Genomic DNA, 19,443 nt, shown 5'->3' with positions numbered 1-19,443 from the left:
CCCTCCTCTCCAGGGAATGTGCCCCCACAACAAGGGGAATTCCGAATAGATGCCAGGCATCCACCTAACATTACCATTTTTTAAATTAACCATTGATTATTATCTTTCTAACTATTAAAATATTAATTACGATTCTTATATTTAAATATTATTCTAAAAATTTGACTGGAGGACTGATTATGACGCGACCAATCAAACTGCTTGCCCTTCTTCCAATTATCGGAGTTTTCAGCGGGCCGGTATTTTTTAATCAGGTAAAGCCTTTTGTCCTTGGCATGCCGTTTCTGCTCTTTTGGCTAGTGATGTGGACGGTCCTTTCCTCGCCTATAATGTGGATCGTTTATCACTTTGATCCTGACAGGAAGGAGGACAGACTTGCATGAATTCTGCTTTGCTCATCATTTTCGCCTTTCTGCTGATGTCCATTGCCTTGGGCGTCCGGGCAAGAAAAGGAAAAGAAATGGACTTGGAACAATGGTCTGTTGGAGGAAGAGGTTTCGGTTCTATTTTTGTATTTATCCTGATGGCCGGTGAAATTTATACCACCTTCACATTTCTGGGAGGCAGCGGCTGGGCATATGGAAAAGGCGGGCCCACTTACTACATTATTTCGTACAGTGCTGTCGCCTACATCATGTCCTATTTTCTTCTTCCAAAGGTTTGGAAATACGCCAAACAGCACCATTTATTATCGCAGTCAGATTTTTTTGTATCGAAATATAACAGCCCTTATTTGGGTATCTTTGTTTCTCTTGTCGGTGTGTTGGGAATGATCCCCTACTTCATTACGCAATTAAAAGGGCTGGGGCTAATTGTCTCCCAGGCATCTTACGGAAGCATTTCCCCAAATGCCGCGATTTGGATCGGTGCGATTGCAGTCACCATCTACGTCATGATCTCAGGCATACATGGTTCTGCATGGACAGCTGTCGTAAAAGATTTCTTGATTCTGGCCGTTGTATTGTTTCTTGGCATTTATTTACCTATTCATTACTATGGCGGGATACAGCCGATGTTCGAAGCCATCAACGCAAAAAGCCCGGGATTTCTGGCTCTTCCGGAAACAGGGCAAAGCGCTTCGTGGTTTATTTCCACGGTTTTACTGACATCACTCGGTTTCTATATGTGGCCGCATACTTTCGGATCTTCCTATTCCGCCAAAAATGCGAATGTATTTCGAAAAAATGCGATAATCATGCCGCTTTATTCCCTGGTTTTGCTATTCGTGTTCTTTGTCGGATTTGCAGCAATTTTAAAAGTGCCCGGGTTAACAGGATCCGATACCGACCTTGCCCTTTTAGAAATTTCAAAGGCTACTTTTGATCCATGGATGATCGGTATCATCGGAGGCGCCGGCGTACTGACAGCCCTCGTTCCAGGTTCCTTAATTTTAATGAGTTCAGCAACTCTTTTATCAAAAAATATTTTTAAAGTCGTAAACAAAAAAGCATCCGACAGGCAGGTTGAAGCAGCCGCCAAAATTCTTGTTCCTGTCGTAGCATTAATCACTGTTTACTTCACAATCAACGGCGGGGATACAATTGTCGCTTTGCTGCTCATGGGATACAGTCTTGTCACCCAGCTCTTTCCTGCCTTTGTTTTCAGCTTGCTGAAGCATAACTTTGTAACAAAATATGGCGCATTTGCCGGCATTGCGACCGGGGTTTTTACCGTTGCTTATGTGACACTTTCCAATCATACGGTTGGCACTTTAGTACCGTTTCTGCCCCAGCCGGTACAGGATTTAAATGTCGGCATCATCGCAATGATCGTGAATCTGTTTTTCCTTGTTACCGTAAGCCTGGTAACACGCCCTTTTATGGCAGCAAGAGAAGCAGGTATGGAGTTGGATAGTTAATGATGAGTTACCTATGATTGGTGCCTTCATGATGGCGGGTATGATTTGCAGGTGTTTATGCGGGATTATATGGAGAAATTAGTCCGGGTGGTTGTAATTTAAAGCGGGCGGGTATTAAAAATCTCAACTTTTAATAAAAGCCAGAACAGCTGTCGTATATGACAGTTGTCCTGGCTTATTGAGTGCTATTCCAAATTTAACGCCGTGTCTTTTTTAAATAATTTCAATACGATCAAATAGACAATACCAATTGCCAGCCAAATAAATCCAAGTTTCTTAGATAACGGGTCAAGACTGATCCACACATAGGCAATAACAGCAAATCCGATCAGCGGAAGCAGCAGATGTGCAACATAATTTTTGCTTTTTTTCTTTCTGATAAAATAATTCATTACAGATAAATGCAAAAACAAGAACGATGATAAAGCCCCGAAATTGACGACTGAAGAAAGTTTGCCAATCTGTGATGAGAAAAATGCTGTTACAATAATAGAAATGATTGCGATCAGCAGCGTGCTCAGATAAGGTGTTTTGTATTTCGGATGGATTTTTGCAAGGAAACCCGGTAATTTACGATCGCGAGCCATGCTGTATAAAATCCGTGAAATGGCTGCTTGTGCGACCAGCGCATTCGCGATTCCCCATGAGAATGCCGTTGCGACAATCGTGAGTACTTTCAGCCAAGTTCCGCCGGCTATCTCTGCAATCTGATAAAAAGCAACGTCCGGATTTTTAAACGCGTTAAAATTCGGCCAAATCAAGGCAGCAACCCATGTTTGGATAATAAATAATCCGCCTACGGCTAGAAGAGAGTACACGCATGCTCTTCCGATGGATTTGCTGCCTTCTGTCGTCTCTTCCGCCAGTGTGGAGATGCCGTCAAATCCAAGGAAACTTAACACTGCAATAGAAACAGCTCCCATGACAACACTCATGCTGAAATGGCTGTGATCATATAGCGGCTTTACCGTAAATTCTGCACCGTTTACACCTTTTACAATTGCTGCAATGCCAACCGCAAGAAAAATAGCAAGTACAATTAGTTCAAGTACAACAATGATTTTGTTTGCTTTTGCCGTAAACTCAATGCCTCGGACATTGATGACTGTGTTAATTGCTATGAACAAAACAGCCCATGCGATAATCGGCACTTGCGGAACAATATCGTGTAACGCTGAAGCACTAACGAGATAAAGCAAAGCCGGTACGAAAATATAATCTAATAAAATCAGCCATCCTGCAATAAAGCCGACTGAATCATTAATGCCCCTTTGTGCATAAGAGTATACAGAGCCTGCAATCGGGAAAGCTTCAGACATTCGCGCATAACTGAATGCTGTAAAAGTCATCCCTACCATGCCAATTAAATAGGTAAGAGCGACCATTCCATTCGAACCCTGGGCAACCGATCCGTAAATCCCGAACGGGGCAATCGGCACCATAAATACCATTCCGTAAATAAGTAAATCCCCAAAAGTTAAGGACCGTTTCAGCTCCTGTTTGTAGAGCGGCTGCTGGTCCGCTTTTGCCATTGTTTGTTCCGCCATTGTATTTCCTCCTAAAATATTTTGGTAATGCCAAGCTGATTGATAATCATTTTTGGTACAAACATTCTGGCTGTTTTAAGCGGATCGACTATTTGGCTTACTTGAACATCCCCTGCCGCACTTAATAACATGGTCACCTCACTAACCGACAAATCGGAGCGCTCTGCCAAGTAGTGAACCATCTCCTTCACTGCTTCCTCTGCTGCCTCATCAAGAGTAGGCTTGGAAACAATAAACGCAAACCCTTCTTGATTTTCAACAACCGGCGTGCTTAATGCTTCACCTGTTATAACGGTTAACGCAACTGTTATTTTGGCAGGAATTTCAACACCGGAAACACAAACTTCCCCATCGCCCATAGCGGCATGAACATCTCCTAAGGAAAACAAAGCCCCTTCATGGAACACCGGGAAGTATAATGTTGCGCCTTCTGTAATTAAAGTCGTATCCATATTCCCCCCATGTTCCCCTGGTGTGCCGCAATTGACTTCCCCTTCTTTCGGCGCCACACCAATCACGCCGATCATTGGCCTTAACGGGAAGTTGATTTTTCCATTAAACACCGCATGACTATTTTCTACATGGATTTTCCTGATTGAAAAGTCAGTGAGTTCACTTCCCAGGACACCAAGTTCCGGACCGGTTACCATCGTACCCTCTTTTTCCAGTTCGATCTTTTTGATTTCCACTTTTATAATATCCCCTGGAGCTGCCCCTTCTACATAAACCGGGCCTGTTGCAGGATTAATTTGGTTCCAATCAATAGAGTTGTAGGCTGTTTTTTCACTATCAATCTGATTTAAAAAACAATCGTACGTTTCAACAACAATTTCACTACCCGACTTCACACGCATAGCAGGTTCATGTTTTGCACTCATTGCATAAATATAATTTTCCCTTGAGAGTAATTTTGTCATATATTTAACCTCCTTACCTATATCTTAAAGTATTAAGAATATTAACATTTATAAAATCTTGACATTATTTTATTAAATCTTTACTTTTTCTTGTCAGCATTACTGCCAATCCCACAATAAAGGCACCTACAGCAGTAACAGCAAGCGCTGCGTAAAAATTTCTCAACAAAATACCTGTCGCTCCTCCACAAATGGCTACAACAAGAACGGAAAACGGGAGCAAGATTGTTCGCTTCTTTTTTCCGACAAGCAAGGCATAAAAAGGAAGGGAGATGGCCACGTAATAAAGAAAATAAATTTTCCATAAATATTTCACGTTACTCCCTATTCCAAATTGGACCAGCACACACAGTGAAACGATCAGCAACAAGGTGATAAAAAAATTTTTCCTCTTTTGAAGCATTGCCTTCCGTTCAAATAAGAAAGCCAACATAACGGCTAAAGCGTAAACTGAGAACATAACCGTATTCATGATACTAAAAAGCCAAACAATGATAATCATCGACCGTATAAAAGGAGGCGGGAAAGAAAAAATAGCATGACCCAGCCCAGTAAAAGTGGAAATGCGGAATTTACTCATTAAGTACACAGTATAGAGCATGATTGAGAGCGGAACGCCGGAAAAACATAGCAGTGATAACCTGATTGTGCTATTCCGGTAATTTTGTTTAATCGAGCATAGTACCTGCCATAAAAAAACATGTACTGACAGCATACCGATAAAGGCCATAAATAAAGCGGCAACCAGCAAGACCATATTTTTTGTATGGGGGATCACCATACTGTAATGTTGATATATATGATGAATTCCTTCTCTTAAAAAGAAAAAAAGCGGGACAAAAAGCAGGATAAATCCGCAAATCAATAGAAATGCATAGCCTGTCCTGTACATCACATGTATCCCGCCCAACCCGGCAATGATGAGACAAAACAATGCAGCGAGACCAGTAAAAAGGGCCGGAGACATTTGAAAATTCATTTCAAAAATACGTCTTGCAAAAGATAGCTGCAACATCAAACCATCCAAATTTGCAATGAGCAGTAGAAAAAACCCCAGTTTAAACCCGGCCGGCGATAACCTGTTTTCATAAACTTTTAATAATACCGGGCAGTTCTGTCCTCTCTCTTGGACATGCCATGGCAGATAGTGAATGCAGATCAATGTGAGAAACAAAAATAAGATCAAAAAAAACAAACTCCACAAATAACCAAAATGAAACGTACAGTAGATGGGAATCACTAAATAAGTTTGCGTAAAAAACGATATCCAGATCAACACAATCCCTTGCTGAATACCAAACCTCTGGCTTGGATGAAGAAATTGAAACCGGGCAGAAGGATCTGCAATTTTTTCCAAATTAAAAACCACCATAGCCGCAAACAAAAACAAAATGAGGTACCAATCAATCATGATATTTACCTTCCCTATATTGTGTTGGGGTTTCACAGGTATGCTTTTTAAACGACTGGCTGAAGTGGTTAATCGTGGCAAATCCCGTTTCTTCCGAGACTTTTTGGATCGACCAGTCCGGATGTTTTTTTAAAAATACTTTGGCCATCTCAATTCGATAAGTCAACAAATATTCTTGAAAGCTCATGCCGAGTTCCTTAGAAAATTTCCGGCTTAAATAATTTGGGGATACATGAACCCTTGCGGCAAGATCAGCCAAGTTAATTTTCGAACGGTATTCCTCCCGAATCACCCGGATTACTCCCTGAATGTCAAGGGAAAGCCCTTCTACATAACCATAACGATTCATATAATGTTCAAGCATTCGGTATAATTCTTCCGTCATAATTGGTTTCACGAGATAGTCGAACACATGCAGTTTTATCGCATGTTGGGCATATTGGAAATCAGCATGCGCCGTAATCATCACGCATTCTGTTTTATAGTTTCCCCTTATATAATCGCATAACTCTAAACCAGACTCCCCCGGCAAATGGATATCTAGCAACGATAAATCGATTAAATGCTGGCTGAGCACTCTTTTTGCCTGTACCGCGTCCTCAGCTTCAAACAAATTCCATTCCGGGTAACGCTGATGAATTAAAAATACCAGCTGCTCCAATTCAAGTAATTCATCATCGACGATTAAAATATTCATACTTTTCCCTCCGGTGTATATGGCCATACCACTATAGAAACTGTTTTATCGCCTTCTCTTTTCACAGATAATTCTGAACGTAAATCATAAATTAAATCCAGCCGTTTCCGAATATTCATAAGGCCTACACCCATACCGTCCGGATCTGAAGCATTTATACCCGGCCCGTTATCCGCAACAAGCAGTGTGACCCAATTTCCTTCCCGTTTCAGCAAGATTTCTAGCTGTTTATCCCCCGGCTGTTTTTCAAGCCCATGTTTAAAAGCATTTTCCACAAGGGTTTGTAGCATATAAGGAGGCATGTAAGTCGGTTTCGCATCTTCTTCAAATTGTGTGTTCACTTTCAAACGGTTTCCAAAACGAATCTTCTGGATGGAGATATAGTGGCTTGTATATTTCAATTCTCTTTCAAAAGAGACGAGCGATTCTTTTTCCGTATATTTATAGCGAAGGAATTTTGAAAATTCTTCAAGTGAATGAGTTAAATCCCGGGCCCGCCCAAGCCGGTTTAACGATAACATCGCATTTAACGAATTAAATAAAAAATGAGGCTGGATTTGCTGGTTGAGCTGCAAATACTCAATCCGATGCAGTTCCTTTTCCATTTCCATTTTTCTATTTTCCAGTTGCAGATAATCCAATTCTTTATCCAAAAAGCCTAGTAGCAAAAGAACAACATAACCCGCAATTGGTGCGCCCAAAGACAACATCACCAGCAATGTAAAAATCCACTCATCCATTACAGCGCTGCTCCTATCCAATTATTTAAAAAGTTATTATAATAAAATGTTTTAATCAATGAAATAAATTATATCATAAATTTGAAATTTCTTATTTGGCCCTTAGAAACCCTACCACGTTGATTTTACTAGGCTTTTATTCTTAATTTCATCTTTAGAACCCCGATAAAGACAATCTACTTCAAAAAGTTATATACTGAAAATAGAATGAAAACCTTCACAATAAAGGCGGTGTGTAAAATGGAAAGTGTTTCAATTTTGGGTTGCGGAACGATGGGGCATACGATTGCTTTGTGTGCGGCATGGGCAAACATGGATGTAAAAATGAAAGGGATGGACCAGGCTGATATTGAACGGGGCCTCTCTGGAATTAAGAAAAAGCTGGACACACTGATTGACAACAGCATCATAAAAGAAGCAGACAGAACAGAAATTCAACGCAGGATTTCAACGATGACTTCCTTGGAGGATGCCGTAGACGGCGCAACCTTTGTCATCGAAGCGGCGCCGGAAGACTTAAAGTTAAAACAGGACCTTTACCAACAGCTCGACCGGCTTTGCGGGCCGTCCGTCATTTTAGCGAGCAACACTTCCGGACTGAAGCCGACCGATATTGCCGCACAATTGGCGCATCCTGAGCGGGTTGTGGTGACGCATTTCTGGAATCCTGCCCACCTTGTGCCGCTCGTTGAAGTCGTCCGCGGCAAAAAAACAAGCGATGAAACGGTCGCACGTTCTATGAAACTGATCAAACAGATGAACAAAAAACCAATTGAAGTCAAAAAAGAAGTGCCGGGCTTTGTCGGGAATCGGCTCCAGTTTGCGCTTTTTCGCGAAGCCCAGGCTTTGTTGGAAGAAGGCGTGGCGACGAAAGAAGACATTGACGCGGCCGTTACATTTGGAATTGGGCGCCGTCTGCCAGTAACCGGACCGATTTTATCTGCCGACATGACCGGGCTTGATGTGGCAAAAGCGATTACCGACTACTTATTCCCCGTGCTCAGCAACGCCGCGCAATCGGCTATTCTCCAACAGCTTGTTGGCGAACAGAAACTCGGAGATAAAACGGGAGAAGGCTTTTACAATTGGAATGATGCTTTTTCAAAGGCCATCAACGAAAAACGGGAAAAAGTACTGATTCAATTTTTAAAAAGTGATATAAAATAAAATCCCGGGCTTCCATCTGATGCATGCGGGCAGCCCGGTTTGCTTCCGGAAGAAATGTTGCTGTTATGAAATGAACTTAAGTTTTTACATCAAGGCCAGGCGTCAATTGCATGATGACTGCTTTTTACAGCAGGCAACAAAGCAGCAATGTTTTGTTCATTTTATATATTATTTTTTCACATAAAATAACCGTGATACCAGCAGGCCTGTTGCGCCCAACCCGATAAATAAAATCGTCCTGACAAGTAAATTTACAGTGTACAAATCGACAAATACTAATTTGCAGAGTGTAATCATCAGCAAGATCATGCCGGCAAAGCGGAAACTTTTCTTATCCTTCAAGACACCGATTACGATGCCGGAAACTGCATAGATCATCCAGGCGAATGACTGGACCATCATCCGCAGGCTGACAGACCAGCCGCCGGTAAGTGCATTGGCCGCTTGTGTAATAAACATAAGGTGGATAAACGCATTGGCGCCGATTAAAAAGTTTCTGAAGCCCGTTTGTTGTTCATAATAAGCAGACGTAAGCTGGTAAAAGGCATAAAATGTCCCGATGAATACAAGCCAAACCGCCGTTTCAGGACTGAGTATGTCCCGGATCCGAACAATGGTCAACGTAAAAAGAACGGCGGGGATAAAAATAATGTACCCGATTACCTGCTGAACAGCCACCCTGAAAAGGCAGCCCAAATAAATAGCGAATAATCCTGCAATCAGGTAAACAGCCAAGATCAGGACGCCATGTGGCAGTATTTGATACAGTAGGAAAGAAAAGCTAACCGTACTGATTGAAACTGCAACAGCCAGCTGGTCTTTTATTTGCTTTTTCCAGCCGTTGTAGGCAAACCAGCCATAAACGGCTGCAACAGCCAGCAAATAAACGTTAAATAAAGTATGTTTTAGATCTGCCTGGTGATCATGGAATGGCGGAATAGGCACGCCCCAGCAAATATAGGCCCAGATAGTTGTCAGTGTAAAACTCGTAAACATCATCGGCAATACTACCTGCTCGAACTCCTTGCGGTAAAAGCTGAAATAGCAAAGCAGCACATGCTGGGCCAATGCGCCAAGAACAATGGAATAGGCAGCGCCATCAGCAGCACCGCTTCCCAATAGGGCGATATAAAGGAGAAATACGGCCGCATGCCACAGACCGCTTGCTGCATACAATAAATTTCTATAGCCCTGCTTTACCGCAAATAAAAGCAGCAGCGCATAAAAAACCGTTTCGTACCAAATGACGAAATTGGCGGCGTGCTCCCTGCCCTCGACTAGAAAAGGGATGAGATAGCCGGCGCATGCCGTCAGAATTGCAATGGCTTCTGAGCGGTGGCGCTTTGCCAAATAAATCCCCAACAACACCCAAATGATATTTAAAATAAATGCAGCGGCCGGCGGAACCATGCCATATAAAGCGTGCATGGCAAATGTCGTTAAAATCGCAACCGAAATCGACCCCGACAACAGCACCTTTCCGAGCGCATCCCTTTGTTTTTTGACCTGTCTTTCCCCCAGCCAGGCGAGAAGCCCTGCAAGTCCGTACCCCATCAAGATCCGGATCAGGTCCGTACCCGCAATAGCAACAATCGTAAACGCAAAAATGAGTCCGAGCAGCAGCACGAAAATAAAAATTCGTGGAAGCCAGACCCGTCCAATCCGGTACTCCCAGTCCACCGGTACGTGCTGGCGGGCGGGTGGTTCCGGTATCTGCTGCTGCTTTGGTTGTTCTGACTGCTTTGGTTGTTCTGGCTGCTTTGGTTGGGAAACAGTTTGATTCTCAGTTTTTTTTGATAGGACCGGTTCCGGTTTTTTATACCTGTTTTCTTGATTCAAGCGGTCATCTTTTAAAGCCTGCACTTCTTTTTCTAAAGCCTCAATTCTCAGTTCCAATCGTTTGATCCGATCGTGTTCCACTTACATCCCCCCTTGCCCTCTTCTCATTGTATTCGCAGCCGCCGGACTTTTTTCCTTTCCTTTTATTGCGTTTTTTCAACAAGAGTCAAAAACCGCCAACCCCGGCGATTTTTGATTAATAAGGCTTTTGTGATTGCTCCTGAATGACTCCTTTTTCAAAAGGATTTTGCATTCTGCTTTTTCATTTGTAACTTTCGCGGCGCAACGCTCGCAAGTACGGCTCCGAGAATGGTGACGACACCGCCCGCAAGCGTAATGGCTGAGATTTGTTCATGCAGCACCAATATGCCAAGCAGCACGGTCCAAACCGGAAGAAGATTAATATAAGGTGCTGCACTTCCTGCCCCGACAATCTTTACTCCTTCGTTCCAAAACCTTCCATCCATTTAATGAACCTTTCCGCAACATTTCTCCCGATTATCACCCCCGTAAAATTTCGGCATGCATTTTGCTTATAAATCGTTGTGCTACAGCATATATCTGAAAGGGGAAAGGCTCATTTTGTAACCGCTTACTAATCCGCAGGGGGAATGAACATGGATCTCATTATTATTCTATTATCTTTGGGACTATTGATGTTTGTGGCTTACCGGGGGTATTCTGTTATACTATTTGCGCCGATATGTGCGTTGTTGGCTGTGCTGCTAACCGCCCCGGAGTATGTACTTCCATTCTTCTCTAATGTTTTCATGGAAAAAATGGTCGGCTTTATCAAATCCTATTTTGCCGTTTTCCTGTTAGGAGCGATTTTTGGTAAAGTCGTCGAAATGTCCGGGCTTGCGGAGTCGATCGCCAAGACGATTGTCCGCTTAATCGGGGCAAAGCGGGCGATATTGGCCATCGTGTTGCTGGGCGCGATTCTTACTTACAGCGGTGTCAGCCTGTTTGTCGCCGTTTTTGCCATCTATCCGTTCGCCGCACAATTATTCAGGGAAGCCGATATTCCAAAACGGCTCATCCCTGGCACGATCGCACTCGGGGCTTTTACGTTTACAATGGACGCTTTGCCGGGCACCCCGCAAATTCAAAACGTGATTCCAATTGCTTTCTTTAAAACCGACATATACGCAGCGCCGGTACTCGGTCTGCTGGGTGGCGCCTTTGTCCTGCTTGTCGGGCTTTTGTATTTGGAATACCGGCGCAAAAAAGCGGAAAAAGCTGGCGAGGGATACTACGGATTGAAGGCTGAGACGGCTGCTGCACTTGAAACAGGCCAGACTGCCGAAAAAGAACCGATGCCTGATCTTTCAAATTCCCAACCTTTAGCACGCCAGATTTTCGCATTTGTCCCGTTGATTCTTGTCGGAGTCATGAATAAAGTGTTTGTGACCTATATTCCGCAATGGTATCCGAACGGCTTTGATTTTTCAAAAATCGGCCTTGAAGCTTTCGGCGTTGTCGATATTTCTGCCGTTGCCGCAATCTGGGCTGTGGAACTGGCACTCGTCATCGGGATCCTTGCGACAATTGCATTTGACTGGAAGCGGGTGAAGAAAAACTTTAAAGAAGGACTGAATGCCAGCATCGGCGGTTCGCTGCTGGCAACAATGAATACCGGCGCCGAATACGGTTTTGGCGGGGTGATTGCTGCTCTTCCAGGTTTTACAGCAATCAGCCATGGCATTTCCCATACCTTTACAAACCCGCTTGTTAACGGTGCTGTGACCACCACCACGCTCGCCGGTGTGACCGGTTCGGCTTCAGGCGGCATGGGGATTGCATTAAGCGCGATGGCCGACCAGTACAACAAAGCGATTGCCGCCGCCCATATTCCGCCTGAAGTTATGCACCGCGTTGTTGCAATGGCATCCGGCGGCATGGACACCCTCCCGCATAACGGTGCTGTCATTACGCTGCTGGCAGTCACAGGCCTGACGCATAAGCAGTCTTATCGTGATATTTTTGCGATCACCATCATTAAAACATTATCCGTCTTCATTGTGATTGCACTCTATACCTTGTTTGGAATCGTCTAACCGGTTTTGCCGCCTCCTGAACGAAAAAACGTATGGGATATCAATTTTTCGTCATAACTGCTCATAAAATGTTATGATTAGCACCGTTCCGTTTTATGCATATAGAAAGCCAGCTGTATGTCCCCTGTGCACCAAATGGATCCACGATCTGGAAAAATATCCGCGAATCGTAACATCACACAGGGGGATCACGACAACTTACACATAAAAAAGAAAGGGGTTTTTCTTTTGAGCCAGAAAATCTATTCATCTTTTGCATCCGCCATTGACGAAATCCAAGACGGCGCCACCATCATTGCCGGGGGCTTCGGGCTGTGCGGCATCCCGGAAAAAGCGATTATTGCCCTCCGTGATAAAGGCGTTAAAAACTTAACGATCGTCAGCAATAACTGCGGTGTCGATGACTGGGGTCTCGGCCTCCTGCTCGCGAACCGCCAGATTAAAAAAATGATCGCCTCCTACGTCGGCGAAAACAAAACGTTTGAGCACCAGTATTTAAACGGCGAGCTGGAAGTCGAACTTGTGCCGCAGGGGACGCTTGCCGAACGGATCCGTGCAGGCGGCGCCGGAATTCCCGCGTTTTACACCCCGACCGGCGTCGGCACCCCGGTTGCGGAAGGGAAAGAACAAAAAGTGTTCGATGGCAAAACGTATATTCTTGAAAAAGCCATCACTGGGGATTTTGCTTTTGTCAAAGCATGGAAAGCTGATCCGTTCGGCAACCTCGTTTACCGCCGCACTGCCCGGAACTTCAATCCGATTGCAGCGATGGCCGGAAAAGTCACGATTGCCGAGGTGGAAGAATTGGTCGGCACCGGTGAACTAGACCCGAATTTTATCCACACCCCGGGCATTTACGTCCAGCGCGTGCTGCAAGGCGAGAACTACGAAAAAAGAATCGAACGCCGCACAGTAAGGGCATAAGGAGGAGAAAAACAAATGAACGAAACGCGATTAAAAATTGTCAAACGGGCGGTGCTTGAAATTAAAGACGGCATGAATGTGAACCTTGGAATCGGGATACCAACTTTGGTTGCCAACGAAATTCCTTCCGATTACAATGTATTGCTGCATTCGGAAAATGGGCTCCTTGGCATCGGCCCATACCCGTCGGAACCGGAACTGGATCCGGATTTAATCAATGCCGGAAAAGAAACGGTCACTGCTGTACCGGGTGCTTCCTACTTTGACAGTGCCGAATCTTTTGCGATGATCCGCGGCGGGCATATCGATCTCGCCATCTTAGGCGGCATGGAAGTGTCTGAAACCGGTGACTTGGCCAACTGGATGATTCCCGGCAAAATGGTCAAAGGCATGGGCGGGGCCATGGATCTGGTTCAGGGTGCGAAAAAAGTGGTTGTCATCATGGAGCATGTCAATAAACGCGGTGAATCGAAAATCAAGCGGGCCTGCACCCTGCCCCTAACAGGAAAAGCTGTTGTCCACCGCCTGATTACGGATCTTGCTGTCTTTGATTTTACGGATCGCGGCATGGTTTTATCCGAACTGCAAAAAGGCGCAACCATTGAAGAGGTCAAAGCGAAAACAGAGGCGCACTTTATCGTCAACACAGCAGGGAATGTCCAATAGATAAGACAGGGGGAACAGAAAATGAGCTGCATTCTTGAAGGTAAAACAGCACTGGTTACCGGAGCGGGAAGCGGCATCGGCCTTGAAATCGCGCGCTCGTTTGCGGAAGAAGGCGCTGTTGTCGTCATTTCCGATAAAAATGAAGAATCCGCCCGGACAGCGGCGCAAAACCTGGCAAAAAATGGATGGAAGGCCGTCGCCGCACCGTGTGATGTCACCATCGAGCATGATTTCAAGCAAACGATTGAAACAGCAGCCGACACATTCGGCAGCCTGGATATTCTTGTCAACAATGCCGGTCTCCAGCATGTTTCGCCAATCGAATCCTTCCCGACAGAGAAATTCGAACTGCTCATTAAAGTGATGCTGACGGCACCATTTATGGGCATCAAACACGTTTTTCCGATCATGAAAAAGCATGGCGGCGGTACCATTTTAAACATGGCTTCCATCAACGGGCTGATAGGATTTGCCGGAAAAGCCGCCTACAACAGTGCCAAGCATGGCGTTATCGGCCTGACCAAAGTCGCCGCTTTGGAAGGCGCGCCATACGGCATCAATGTCAACGCCATCTGCCCGGGCTATGTTGACACCCCGCTCGTCCGCAACCAGTTAAAAGATTTGGCGGCAACGAGACAGGTTGCTTACGAAAAAGTGTTCGAGGAAGTGATTTATCCGCTTGTTCCGCAAAAACGGCTGCTTGCCGTTTCTGAAATTGCCGACTATGCCGTCTTTCTGGCGAGCGGCAAAGCAAAAGGCGTGACCGGGCAGGCAGTCGTCCTGGACGGCGGATATACAGTGCAGTAAATTTCCAAAACAATCGGATCAAAAAAAAGCGGTGGGCCCTTGCAAATCAGGTGCTTCACCGCTTTTTTTACGATCATAATCTCAAATTAGAAAGCCCGACCCGTCACGCAGCTGCAAAATCCATAATTTGTTTCAAGCGTAACCTCTCCCCGACCTGCGATTTTTTACCGCCTAAAACGCGGCTTGGCGAACGCAATAAACATCAGACAGCCAGGCGTTTGCAGATCAGCAAAACCAGTTTCTGTGAAAATGCAAAAAATACAGGATTGACTGCGTATGCAGCAAATTTCCTTTCTCTTTTTCTTGAACTTTCAAACAACAAAGTCTATAATGAATGCAAGTTACGAAACGGAAAAACGATGAAGAGGGAAAGTAAGGTTCACGAATTTTCACAGAGAGCTTCTGCAGCTGAAAAGAAGCAAAAGGACGAATCCGAACAATGGCCTCAGAGTTCCGTGCTGAAAGTCTTTCAGGGCAAGTAAGTTCCGGCGGGATCAGGCATCCGTTAACCATGCCGAAGTATAAGGAACATTGATTTAAGAGCTCCTGTACTTGCAGAGGCTGTTTATGTGAGTAAACAGCAAACAAAGGTGGTACCGCGTGCGATCAACCACGCCCTTATTTATGTCAAATAAGAGCGTGGTTTTTTATTTGCCCTCACCATTTCACACAACGATCAGGAGGAATGAACATGACAAATCCATTGGTATTGCAGACAGATTTTGGGCTTTGTGACGGAGCGGTCTGCGCGATGAACGGGGTCGCCATTTCCGTTGAACCGTCTTTGCGCATTTTCGATCTAACCCACGAAATTCCGCCTTACAATATTTGGGAGGCGTCTTACCGGCTGTATCAGACCGTTTCCTATTGGCCTGCGGGAACCGTTTTTGTGAGCGTGGTTGATCCCGGCGTCGGCTCCGGCAGAAGAAGCATCGCCGCCAAAACAGCGAAAGACCACTATATTATCACACCGGACAACGGCACCCTCACCCATATCAAAAAAAGCATCGGCATCACAGCAGCAAGGGAAATTGATGAAACCATCAACCGGCTCCCGAATTCAGAGGAATCGTATACTTTCCACGGCAGGGATGTATATGCCTATACCGGTGCAAGATTAGCAGCAAATGTCATTACGTTTGAAGAAGTCGGCCGTGAAATCCCGGCGGACAGCATCATTGAACTCCCGAAAAAGGATCCGGTCCTTCAAAATGGCGTGATCGAGGGAAATATCGATACATTGGACGTACGGTTCGGGAATCTGTGGACCAATATTGATTCATCCCTGTTTAAACAGCTGGGGGCAAACTTCGGCGATTCCTTCGAAGTCACGATTTCAACTGAGTCGCGGCAGCATTACAAAAACATTATGACATTCGGCCACTCTTTTGCAGACAGCCATATCGGAGAACCGCTTTTATACATCAATTCCCTGTACAAAATCGGCGTTGCCATCAACCAGGGCTCCTTTGCGAAAGCGTATCACATTGAAACAGGGGCGAAATGGAAAATTACCATTCAGAAGGCCGCGAAAATTATCTATAACAAGTAATTTTACAAACGTAATCGCGGTGTATTTAGAGCCGGGCTGCTTTAGCAGGTCATTTAATTTTTTTGCTTGCATCCCTTGACATTCCTGCAAGCCGGTACTACAATTAGTACCAATAAAAGACGCAATGATAAGGACATGAATCCTTCCTCCCTTTCTTACCAGAAAACAGGGTCTTGGCTGGAAACCCTGAAGAAACAGGATTGATTTACCGCCTTGGAGCAATTGTGGGGAAATGAACAGTAACCATAATCGGGTCAAACCGTTATCTTTCCAGAGCATGGCTGTACGAATTTTATGCGCCATGGAACTAGGGTGGAACCGCGACCGCACTCGCCCCTTTTTTAAGGGATGGGTGCGATTTTTTATTTTATCAGAAAAAAGCATAGAAAAGGATATGGATCATGTTTCCCTTTCTTTCCAGAGAACAGGGCCTTGGCTGGAAACCCTGAAGAAAAAGGCATGGTCTACCCCCTTTGAGCTGCCGTGGCGAACCGCTTTTTGTGAAAGTAGCCCCGGCCGGAAAATCCGTTATCAATCCTTGAGCATTGCATGTGGAAGTTTGTGCGATGGAACTAGGGTGGAACCGCGACCGTACTCGCCCCTATCATTGGGGAAGTGCGGTTTTTTATTTGATCAAAATATTGGAGGGCGTTATGATGGCAAATCAAGCAGAAGTCGAAAGCAGAAATCACCGTAAACTGGGGCAGGACCTCGGGCTCTTTATCTCAATGGAAGAAGCGGCAGGCATGCCTTTCTTTCTGCCAAAAGGGATGGCTTTGAGAAATGAATTGGAAGGTTATTGGAAAAAGGTTCATCAAAAAGCGGGTTACCAGGAAATTAAAACACCGATTATGATGAAACAATCACTTTGGGAACAATCCGGGCACTGGGACCATTACCATGAAAATATGTACTTTTCCCATGTTGATGACCAAAATTATGCGATCAAACCGATGAACTGCCCGGGGGCGATTTTAATTTTTAACAGCAAGCGCAGGAGCTATCGTGAACTTCCGGTACGTTACGCCGAACTCGGCCTCGTCCACCGCCACGAACTGTCCGGCTCTTTAAACGGCCTGCTGCGGGTGCGCGCGTTCACACAGGATGATGCCCATATCTTCGTCCGCCCCGATCAGATCGAGGCAGAAATTGAAAAAGTCCTGGCTTTGATTCACGAGGTATATGCCCACTTCGGTTTTGACTACCGGGTCGAACTATCTACCCGCCCTGATGAATTCATGGGCGCAGTAGAAGATTGGAACCAGGCGGAAAACGCATTGGAAGCCGTCTTGAAAAAACAAGGCCTTGACTTTCAAATCAACGAAGGCGACGGCGCATTTTACGGCCCGAAAATTGACTTTCATATTTTAGATTCACTGGGCCGCAGCTGGCAATGCGGAACAGTCCAGCTCGATTTCCAAATGCCGGAAAAATTTGGCTGCTCCTATATCGGCGAAGACAACAATGCCCACCAGCCTGTCATGATCCACAGAGCCATCTATGGATCTGTTGAACGCTTCATGGCGATTTTAATCGAACATTTTGCCGGAAACTTCCCATTTTGGCTGGCCCCGGTTCAGGCCGTGATCCTGCCGATTTCAGACGCGCAGCTTGATTACGCGAATGAAGTCAAGGCAGAACTGGAAGCCCGTGATTACAGAGTCGAAGTGGATGGCCGCGCAGAAAAAATCGGGCTGAAAATCCGCGAAGCCGAACAGCAAAAAGTCCCGTACATGCTCGTCGTCGGCAAAAAGGAAATGGAAAACCGCACCGTTTCACTAAGGAAGCACCAGGAAGGCGACGTTGGCGTGATGGCACTGACAGAGGTAGTCGAACGGTTTCGTTCTGCACAATAAAAAGAGTCTTTTCTAATAAGATCAGAGCTTTCATTGCAAAAAGCAGGGGTTCTGGCTGAGTTATGGCCACAGTCTTCTGTGTGTCTGCCCTAACAGGTGAATACGTTTCTATAACGGCATTTGGACTGAATAGACTAATTTCAAGCCCACACAAACAAGTGAATGTACGTTTCTATAACGGCACCCTTCTCATGGATGAAGCCCATTTCGCGTGAAATTAACCGCCGGGATGGGCTTCATCAACGTTATGAAAGTCATTTTGAGCTTTCTTTTTACTTGTTTTGAGCTTCATCCTGCCAATGAAAGCCATCTGACCAATCTTTTCCGCCTGAAATGTCCTTCATCTCCATTATGAAAGACATTTCGGGCTTTTTTTTACTTGTTTTTAGGCTTCATTCTGCTTATGAACACCATCTGACCCCATTTTCCCGCTTGAACTGTCCTTCATTGGCGCTATGAACGACTGTGTGACTGGATTTTCAACCGGCGCGGGCTTTCATAAGTGGGATGATCGACCGTGTGATTAAATTTTCAGCCGGCGCGGGCTTTCATAAGTGGGATGATCGACCGTATGATTAGATTTTCAGCCGGCGTGGTCGTTCATAAGGAAAATGACCGACCGTGTGACTGGATTTTCAGCCGGCGTGGTCGTTCATAAGGGAAATGACCGACCGTGTGACTGGATTTTCAACCGGCGTGGTCGTTCATAAGGGAAATGATCGACCGTGTGATTAGATTTTCGGTGGGCATGGGACTTCATAAGCGGGATGATCGACCGCATGATTGGATTTTCAACCGGCGCGGGCTTTCATAAGTGGAATGAACGACCGTGTGATTGGATTTTCGGCGGGCATGGGACTTCATAAGTGGGATGATCAACCGTGTGATTAGATTTTCAGCCGGCATGGTCGTTCATAAGGAAAATGATCGACCGTGTGACTGGATTTTCAACCGGCGCGGGCTTTCATAAGTGGGATGATCGACCGTGTGATTAAATTTTCAGCCGGCGCGGGCTTTCATAAGTGGGATGATCGACCGTATGATTAGATTTTCAGCCGGCGTGGTCGTTCATTAGAGAGATGAACGACCATGTAGTTGTAAATCACATTGGTATGGTCGCTCATAAAAATCCGCGGGTAGTTTGTTCACTAATTTGCCCTTTTCTCTTACAAAAAATGGCAAAAACCAAGAAAGTCGATAGGAATATTCTTGATTTTTGAAATCATGTCCAGTAAAATAAAGATGTTGCTAAAAATAATGAATATTTCTTATCAAGAGCGGCGGAGGGACTGGCCCAATGAAACCCGACAACCAGCATTTTACAGAATGTATGGTGTTAATTCCAGCAGATCTGCATCTGAAAAGATAGGAAAACAACAAAGCGCTCCAAAAGCGTAAAGACGTC

Annotated in this window: 16 protein-coding genes, 1 riboswitch and 3 other annotated features; of the genes, 9 read left to right on the top strand and 7 right to left on the bottom strand. The window is 45.1% G+C overall.

The genetic code is table 11. The annotated features are described in order from the left end of the window. Positions 1-179: 179 nt before the first annotated feature. Together C232_RS0105140 and C232_RS0105135 are read left to right on the top strand one after the other, a co-directional pair. Entirely contained in the window at positions 180-383 is a 204-nt protein-coding gene (locus tag C232_RS0105140; RefSeq protein ID WP_018661978.1) for a DUF3311 domain-containing protein, read from the top strand. Further along, complete coding sequence (locus C232_RS0105135; RefSeq protein WP_018661976.1) at positions 380-1,858, top strand: sodium:solute symporter family protein; 1,479 nt, start codon at positions 380-382, stop codon at positions 1,856-1,858. Before C232_RS0105140 ends, C232_RS0105135 begins: the two co-directional genes overlap by 4 nt. Positions 1,859-2,043: 185 nt before the next feature. Here the strand turns inward: C232_RS0105135 and C232_RS0105130 are convergent, their stop codons facing one another. The 5 genes from C232_RS0105130 to C232_RS0105110 form a co-directional block, all read right to left on the bottom strand. Continuing rightward, positions 2,044-3,405 (bottom strand): APC family permease, encoded by a 1,362-nt coding sequence (locus tag C232_RS0105130; RefSeq protein ID WP_018661974.1) that lies wholly within the window; start codon positions 3,403-3,405, stop codon positions 2,044-2,046. Between the two features lie 11 nt (positions 3,406-3,416). After that, positions 3,417-4,322 carry an acetamidase/formamidase family protein gene (locus C232_RS0105125; protein WP_018661972.1) on the bottom strand — a complete coding sequence of 302 codons (906 nt, stop codon included), beginning with the start codon at positions 4,320-4,322 and terminating at the stop codon, positions 3,417-3,419. Between the two features lie 64 nt (positions 4,323-4,386). Beyond that, complete coding sequence (locus C232_RS20200) at positions 4,387-5,187, bottom strand: hypothetical protein (protein ID WP_235801516.1); 801 nt, start codon at positions 5,185-5,187, stop codon at positions 4,387-4,389. A 538-nt stretch (positions 5,188-5,725) separates the two neighbouring features. Beyond that, entirely contained in the window at positions 5,726-6,430 is a 705-nt protein-coding gene (locus tag C232_RS0105115) for a response regulator transcription factor (RefSeq protein WP_018661968.1), read from the bottom strand. Beyond that, positions 6,427-7,170 (bottom strand): sensor histidine kinase, encoded by a 744-nt coding sequence (locus C232_RS0105110; RefSeq protein WP_018661966.1) that lies wholly within the window; start codon positions 7,168-7,170, stop codon positions 6,427-6,429. The genes C232_RS0105115 and C232_RS0105110 overlap by 4 nt, the downstream gene beginning before the upstream one ends. 240 nt (positions 7,171-7,410) lie before the next feature. Here C232_RS0105110 and C232_RS0105105 point away from each other — a divergent pair, with 240 nt between their 5' ends. Then, positions 7,411-8,337: a 3-hydroxyacyl-CoA dehydrogenase family protein gene (locus tag C232_RS0105105; protein WP_018661964.1), complete on the top strand. Its 927-nt coding sequence runs from the start codon at positions 7,411-7,413 to the stop codon at positions 8,335-8,337. Between the two features lie 168 nt (positions 8,338-8,505). Here C232_RS0105105 and C232_RS0105100 read toward each other — a convergent pair whose 3' ends face one another. Continuing rightward, positions 8,506-10,257 carry a DUF2339 domain-containing protein gene (locus tag C232_RS0105100; RefSeq protein ID WP_018661962.1) on the bottom strand — a complete coding sequence of 584 codons (1,752 nt, stop codon included), beginning with the start codon at positions 10,255-10,257 and terminating at the stop codon, positions 8,506-8,508. Between the two features lie 155 nt (positions 10,258-10,412). Next, the gene (locus C232_RS0105095; protein ID WP_018661960.1) at positions 10,413-10,643 is read right to left on the bottom strand and encodes a DMT family transporter; all 231 of its coding nucleotides are present in this window, start codon (positions 10,641-10,643) and stop codon (positions 10,413-10,415) included. Positions 10,644-10,793: 150 nt separating this feature from the next. Between C232_RS0105095 and C232_RS0105090 the strand changes: the two genes are divergently transcribed. The 6 genes from C232_RS0105090 (at position 10,794) to thrS (ending at position 18,038) form a co-directional block, all read left to right on the top strand. Then, positions 10,794-12,233, top strand: coding sequence for a GntP family permease (locus tag C232_RS0105090; protein ID WP_018661958.1), 1,440 nt, complete (start codon positions 10,794-10,796; stop codon positions 12,231-12,233). A gap of 228 nt (positions 12,234-12,461) precedes the next feature. Continuing rightward, the gene (locus C232_RS0105085) at positions 12,462-13,157 is read left to right on the top strand and encodes a CoA transferase subunit A (protein WP_018661957.1); all 696 of its coding nucleotides are present in this window, start codon (positions 12,462-12,464) and stop codon (positions 13,155-13,157) included. A 15-nt stretch (positions 13,158-13,172) separates the two neighbouring features. Further along, positions 13,173-13,823, top strand: coding sequence for a CoA transferase subunit B (locus tag C232_RS0105080; protein ID WP_018661955.1), 651 nt, complete (start codon positions 13,173-13,175; stop codon positions 13,821-13,823). A gap of 21 nt (positions 13,824-13,844) precedes the next feature. Next, positions 13,845-14,630: a 3-hydroxybutyrate dehydrogenase gene (locus C232_RS0105075; RefSeq protein WP_018661953.1), complete on the top strand. Its 786-nt coding sequence runs from the start codon at positions 13,845-13,847 to the stop codon at positions 14,628-14,630. Positions 14,631-14,980: 350 nt separating this feature from the next. Then, positions 14,981-15,253 (top strand) — a binding site (T-box leader). 68 nt (positions 15,254-15,321) lie between these two features. Then, a complete protein-coding gene (locus tag C232_RS0105065) occupies positions 15,322-16,182 on the top strand; it encodes an SAM hydrolase/SAM-dependent halogenase family protein (protein ID WP_018661949.1) in 861 nt (286 codons plus the stop codon). Positions 16,183-16,297: 115 nt separating this feature from the next. After that, positions 16,298-16,523: a binding site (T-box leader), on the top strand. A 33-nt stretch (positions 16,524-16,556) separates the two neighbouring features. Beyond that, positions 16,557-16,788, top strand: a binding site (T-box leader). 50 nt (positions 16,789-16,838) lie between these two features. Next, a complete protein-coding gene (gene thrS / locus C232_RS18410) occupies positions 16,839-18,038 on the top strand; it encodes a threonine--tRNA ligase (RefSeq protein ID WP_018661946.1) in 1,200 nt (399 codons plus the stop codon). A gap of 1,265 nt (positions 18,039-19,303) precedes the next feature. Next, positions 19,304-19,410: riboswitch (SAM riboswitch) on the top strand. Positions 19,411-19,443 lie beyond the last annotated feature (33 nt).

It is taken from the genome of Heyndrickxia acidiproducens DSM 23148 (assembly GCF_000374345.1).
GTDB lineage: Bacteria > Bacillota > Bacilli > Bacillales > Bacillaceae_C > Weizmannia > Weizmannia acidiproducens.
This window is presented reverse-complemented; position numbering and strand designations above follow the sequence as displayed.

Coding starts and splice junctions, on each gene's coding strand:
- C232_RS0105140 (WP_018661978.1), top strand. CDS start 180: ATGACGCGACCAATCAAACTGCTTGCCCTTCTTCCAATTATCGGAGTT.
- C232_RS0105135 (WP_018661976.1), top strand. CDS start 380: ATGAATTCTGCTTTGCTCATCATTTTCGCCTTTCTGCTGATGTCCATT.
- C232_RS0105130 (WP_018661974.1), bottom strand. CDS start 3,405: ATGGCGGAACAAACAATGGCAAAAGCGGACCAGCAGCCGCTCTACAAA.
- C232_RS0105125 (WP_018661972.1), bottom strand. CDS start 4,322: ATGACAAAATTACTCTCAAGGGAAAATTATATTTATGCAATGAGTGCA.
- C232_RS0105115 (WP_018661968.1), bottom strand. CDS start 6,430: ATGAATATTTTAATCGTCGATGATGAATTACTTGAATTGGAGCAGCTG.
- C232_RS0105110 (WP_018661966.1), bottom strand. CDS start 7,170: ATGGATGAGTGGATTTTTACATTGCTGGTGATGTTGTCTTTGGGCGCA.
- C232_RS0105105 (WP_018661964.1), top strand. CDS start 7,411: ATGGAAAGTGTTTCAATTTTGGGTTGCGGAACGATGGGGCATACGATT.
- C232_RS0105095 (WP_018661960.1), bottom strand. CDS start 10,643: ATGGATGGAAGGTTTTGGAACGAAGGAGTAAAGATTGTCGGGGCAGGA.
- C232_RS0105090 (WP_018661958.1), top strand. CDS start 10,794: ATGGATCTCATTATTATTCTATTATCTTTGGGACTATTGATGTTTGTG.
- C232_RS0105080 (WP_018661955.1), top strand. CDS start 13,173: ATGAACGAAACGCGATTAAAAATTGTCAAACGGGCGGTGCTTGAAATT.
- C232_RS0105075 (WP_018661953.1), top strand. CDS start 13,845: ATGAGCTGCATTCTTGAAGGTAAAACAGCACTGGTTACCGGAGCGGGA.
- C232_RS0105065 (WP_018661949.1), top strand. CDS start 15,322: ATGACAAATCCATTGGTATTGCAGACAGATTTTGGGCTTTGTGACGGA.
- thrS (WP_018661946.1), top strand. CDS start 16,839: ATGGCAAATCAAGCAGAAGTCGAAAGCAGAAATCACCGTAAACTGGGG.